The sequence below is a fragment of the Methylobacterium sp. WL116 genome, assembly GCF_008039455.1.
GTDB lineage: Bacteria > Pseudomonadota > Alphaproteobacteria > Rhizobiales > Beijerinckiaceae > Methylobacterium.
On sequence record NZ_VRUV01000426.1, the window covers coordinates 1 to 4,002 of the forward strand.

3 protein-coding genes are annotated in these 4,002 nt (G+C 72.2%); 2 read left to right on the forward strand and 1 reads right to left on the reverse strand.

Annotation, left to right across the window (positions count from 1 at the left end; translation table 11 throughout):
• Positions 1–155, reverse strand: a 155-nt coding sequence (locus FV223_RS22015) for an NTP transferase domain-containing protein (protein ID WP_147728992.1), incomplete at its 3' end; no start/stop codon positions are given.
• A gap of 389 nt (positions 156–544) precedes the next feature.
• Between FV223_RS22015 and FV223_RS22020 the strand changes: the two genes are divergently transcribed.
• Positions 545–2,032, forward strand: a complete 1,488-nt coding sequence (locus FV223_RS22020; RefSeq protein ID WP_246688367.1) for a glucan biosynthesis protein D — start codon at positions 545–547, stop codon at positions 2,030–2,032.
• Positions 2,033–2,118: 86 nt separating this feature from the next.
• The coding region (mdoH, locus tag FV223_RS22025) for a glucans biosynthesis glucosyltransferase MdoH (RefSeq protein WP_147728994.1) at positions 2,119–4,002 on the forward strand (1,884 nt) is incomplete at its 3' end.

The window sequence follows — 4,002 nt, forward strand, 5'->3', positions numbered from 1 at the left end:
CCGGCCGCCTGCACCGCGGCGAGCACGTGGCCGAGCATGCTCCGCCCGGCGAGGCGGTGGAGCACCTTCGGCAGGTCGGAGCGCATCCGCGTGCCCTTGCCCGCGGCGAGCACGATCGCGGTGAGGCTTCGCCGTACGGGGGCCGGTGTCGTCATCGCGTTCAGGTTCCCGGGGACGCTCGCTGGTGCCGACCGCCATGATCGGCGGCGACGGGATGAGGGGACCGGATTAGCCGATCGCGCCCGTCCGGCAAAACGGCGCGTCCCGCGCGCATCGTCCGGCCCGCAAGCGCGGCCTCGATCACACAGGGGACGGAATTCGCCATCGTCGGCCGACCTTAACCGAGGGTTCAGGTGCCGGGATGGTACGAGGGGCCGATTGTTGCGAACCGTTTCCAAGGTCTCGCTGTTTCCGATCCTATCGCCGACCCACCCGAACGAAGGGTACGACGCTGCCGACCGATCCGCGCTCCGACGCCATCCGTGACCCCGTCTCGCGAGACCGTACCCGCCGCGACGTCGTGCGCCTGTCGGCCGTCGCTGCGGTGCTGGCCGGCGCCGGGTTCCTATCCGATCCGGCCGCCGCGGAGGACGCCCCCGCCCTGCCCGGCGCCGGCGCACCCTTCGACGCGTCGACCGTGCCCGCCCTCGCCCGCGCGCTGGCCAAGGCCGCCTACGCCGCCCCCCGCACCGACGACCTCCCGGCCAGCCTCAAGGGGCTCAGCCGCGAGCAGTACGGCGCCATCCGCACCAAGCCCGCCGCCGCGATCTGGGCCGGCGACGATCTCGGCTTCACGATCGAGCCGCTGCATCGCGGCGCGATCTTCACCGGCCGCGTCGCTCTGTTCCTGGTCGAGGACGGCCGCATCCGGCCGATCGCCTACGATCCGGCAAGCTTCGACACCGGCGGCTTCGCGTTGCCGGAATTCTCGGAGGATCCGGGCTTCTCCGGCTTCCGCCTGCGTGCCCGCTTCCCCGACGGCCCCGACCTTTCGGACTTCGCGGTGTTCCAGGGGGCCTCGTTCTTCCGCCTCGTCGCCAAGGGCCAGGGCTTCGGCATCAACGCCCGCGCGCTGACGCTGCGCCCGGCCGACGCCCGCGGCGAGGAGTTCCCGATCTTCCGCGCGGTGTTTATCGAGCGCCCGGCCGACGGCGCCCTCGTCCTGCACGCCCTGATCGATTCCGATTCCGCCTCCGGCGCCCTGCGGATGGTGCTGCGGCCCGGCACCGAGGCCTCGACCACCGAGGTCGAGACCACGATCTTTGCCCGCAAGGCGATCGATCACCTGGGCCTGGGCGGCATGCAGGCGAGCTACCTGTTCGGCTCCGAGGATCGCCGCCGCGTCGACGACGCGCGCGCCGCCGCCTTCTCGGCCGCCGGCCTGCAGATCCGCAACGGCGCCGGCGAGGCCATCTGGCGCCCGGTCCACAACCCCGACGCGCTGCAGATCTCGTCCTTCGTCGACGAGAACCCGAAGGGCTTCGGGCTGATGCAGCGGGCGCGGACCTACGAGGGCTTCGAGGACGACGTGCAGCACTGGGAGTGGCGGCCCTCGCTCTGGCTGGAGCCGGCCGATGCCTGGGCGGGCGGCGCGGTGACGCTGATCGAGATCCCGAGCGATTCCGAATTCAACGAGAACGTGCTGGCCTACTGGCGGCCGAAGGAGCCCGTCGTCGCCGGCTCCGAGACGACCTTCCGCTACCGCCAGCACTGGTGCTGGCAGCCGCCCGCCGCGCCGCTGGCCACCGTGACCGGCACCCGCAGCGGGCGCGGAAGCGCTGGCGCGCGCCGCCTGTTCCTGGTCGACTTCACCGGGGACGGTCTGTTCTCCGAGGGCGGCCTCGACATCGCCCTGGCGGCGGCCCCGGGCAGCATCGCGCGCCAGCAGTTTTTCAGCTACCCGGAGCGCAGGACCGTCCGGGTCGCCTTCGAGCTCGATCCCGGCAGCGAGCGCGCGAGCGAGCTGCGCCTCGCCCTGGTGCGGGGCGGCCGGGCGGTGACCGAGACCTGGCTCTATCGCTGGACGCCGTAGAAGGCAGCGGCGTTCGAGGGACCGCCGGGCCGCATCGGCCGGCCCCGCAAGAATCCGAAGACGAGGATGGATCAAAGGCCGTGCGCATGGACGATTTCGCCGCCCTCCCCGCGACCGCACGGCGCGACGCCCCGTCGGGCTACCCGGGCGAGCGGTCGTTCCCCGACGCCTTGCCGCCGGAATCGCCCCTGGCGATGCCGGTGCAGAGCCTGTCCGCCTGGGACCCAGCGCTCGGGCATGCGCCGTCGCGGCACCCGGCCCGCCCTCACGCGTCCCGCCTCCTCGTCTTCGGCGGCGCGGTCGCGCTCACCGCCTATGGCGGCTGGCAGATGTACGAGACCGTGTCGGTCTCGGGCTCGCCGACGGCGCTGCAGTACGTGCTGGTCGCGCTGTTCCTCCTGACCTTCTCGTGGATCGCGCTGGCCTTCACGAGCGCGATCCTTGGCTTCGCCGTGCTGCTGCGCCGCCCGCGCCTGCCGCCGGTGCCGGCGGCCCTCGCCACCCGCACCGCCATCCTGATGCCGGTCTACAACGAGGGCACGGCCCGCACCTTCGCGGCGATCGAGGCGATGCGCGAGGCAGTCGACGCCACCGGCCTCGGCACGGCCTTCGACTGGTTCGTGCTGTCGGATTCAACGCAAGCCGACGCCTGGATTGCCGAGGAGCGCGCCTTCTTGGGCTTGCGCGCCCAGCTCGGCCCCGACGCCCGCCTGTACTACCGTCACCGCCGGAAGAACCATCACCGCAAGGCCGGCAACATCGGCGACTTCGTCACCCGCTGGGGCGGGGCCTACGACCACATGCTAGTGCTCGACGCTGACAGCCTGATGACCGGCGACAGCGTCGTCCGGCTCGCCGGCGCGATGGAGGCGGACGCGGATGCCGGCATCATCCAGACGCTGCCGCTCATCATCAACCGTAACACGCTGTTCGCCCGGGTGACCCAGTTCGCCGCCCGCATCTACGGCCCGGTGATCGCCACCGGCCTCGGCCACTGGTCAGGGCGCGACGGCAACTACTGGGGCCACAACGCGATCATCCGCACCCGCGCCTTCGCCGCCGCCTGCGGCCTGCCGGACCTTCCCGGGACGCCGCCCTTCGGCGGCCACGTGCTCAGCCACGACTTCGTGGAGGCCGCCCTGATCCGCCGCGCCGGCTGGGCGGTGTACATGCTGCCGACGCTGCCGGGCTCCTACGAGGAGAGCCCACCCTCGCTGATCGACGTGGCGGTCCGCGACCGGCGCTGGGCGCAGGGCAACCTCCAGCACGCGCGGATCATCGGGGCGGCGGGGCTGAAGGCGGCCTCGCGCCAGCACTTCGCCACCGGCATCGCCGGCTACGCCGCCTCGCCATTCTGGCTGTGCCAGCTCGTGGTCGGCATCGCGCTGGTGCTGCAGACGGCCTACGTGAAGCCCGAATACTTCACCACCGAGTTCGGCCTCTACCCGGTCTTCCCGCGCTTCGATCCGGTGCGCGCGCTGCAGCTCTTCGGGCTGACCATGGGCATCCTGCTGGCCCCGAAGTTTTTGGGCCTTCTCCTGGCGCTGATCGACGGTCCGGTGCGTCGGGCCTGCGGCGGCGCGGGCCGGCTGATCGCGTCCTGCCTCATCGAGATCCTGCTCTCGGCGCTGATCGCGCCGATTGCGATGGTGATCCAGTCGGGCTCGGTGTTCAGCATCCTCGCCGGGCGCGACACCGGCTGGAACCCGCAACGGCGCGACGATGGCTCGATCCCGCTCGGCGACATCGTCCGCCGCCACCGCTGGCACACGGTGCTGGGGCTGGTCTCGGGGATCGCCGCCTTCGCCATCGCCACCTCGCTGTTCCTCTGGATGGCGCCGACCATCCTCGGCCTCGTCCTTGCGATCCCGATCTCCTGGGCGAGCGGGCAGCTGGCGCTCGGCCTCGCCCTGAAGCGGCGCGGCCTGCTGATGACGCCGGAGGAGCGCGACCCGCCGCCGATCGCCACC